At 70.8% G+C, this 808-nt stretch carries 1 protein-coding gene; it reads left to right on the top strand.

From position 1 onward, the window contains the following. Nucleotides 1-799, top strand: a 799-nt coding sequence (locus tag amrb99_RS49505) for an IS481 family transposase (RefSeq protein WP_190869042.1), incomplete at its 5' end; no start/stop codon positions are given. Nucleotides 800-808: the final 9 nt, after the last annotated feature.

Genomic DNA, 808 nt, shown 5'->3' with positions numbered 1-808 from the left:
CTCGCGGCCGCACCGCACCCCCGGGCGCACCGCACCACACGACGAGCAACGCGTGCTGGACCACCGACAACACCACCGCCGCGGGCCGGCCTTCATCGCCGCCGCGACCGGAGTGCCCGAACGGACCGTCACCCGCATCCTGCGCCGCCATACCGTTCCACGCCTGGCCGAATGCGACCCGCTCACCGGCCGCCGCATCCGAGCCACCCGCCACACCACCATCCGCTACGAGCACGACCGGCCCGGCGCGCTGCTGCACATCGACGTCAAGAAGATCGGACGCATCCCCGACGGCGGCGGCTGGCGCGCCCACGGCCGCGGCGGCTCCCGCCTGACCCGCCACAAACACGCCCGCATCGGCTACGACTACGTCCACGCCGCCGTCGACGACCACACCCGGCTCGCCTACGCCGAGATCCACCCCGACGAGAAGGGCCCCACCGCGGCCGGCTTCCTGCACCGCGCCGCCGACTTCTTCGCCGCCCACGGCATCACCCGCATCGAGCGGGTGCTGACCGACAACGCCTGGTGCTACCGCCACAGCCGCGACTTCGCCGCCGCCCTGGCCGATCTTGGCGCACGCCACAAACTCATCCGCCCGCACTGCCCCTGGCAAAACGGCAAGGTCGAACGCTTCAACCGCACCCTGGCCACCGAATGGGCCTACCAGCAGGTGTTCACCAGCAACACCCAACGCACCCACCGCCTGACACCCTGGCTGAACTACTACAACACCCAACGCCCACACACCGCACTCGGCGGCCACCCACCCATCACCCGCCTGTCACCAACGTCATGACCGAGTACA

This window comes from Actinomadura sp. RB99, assembly GCF_014706005.1.
Lineage (GTDB): Bacteria > Actinomycetota > Actinomycetes > Streptosporangiales > Streptosporangiaceae > Spirillospora.
Note: the sequence above shows the minus strand (reverse complement) of the source record. Positions and strands in the feature narration are given on the sequence as shown.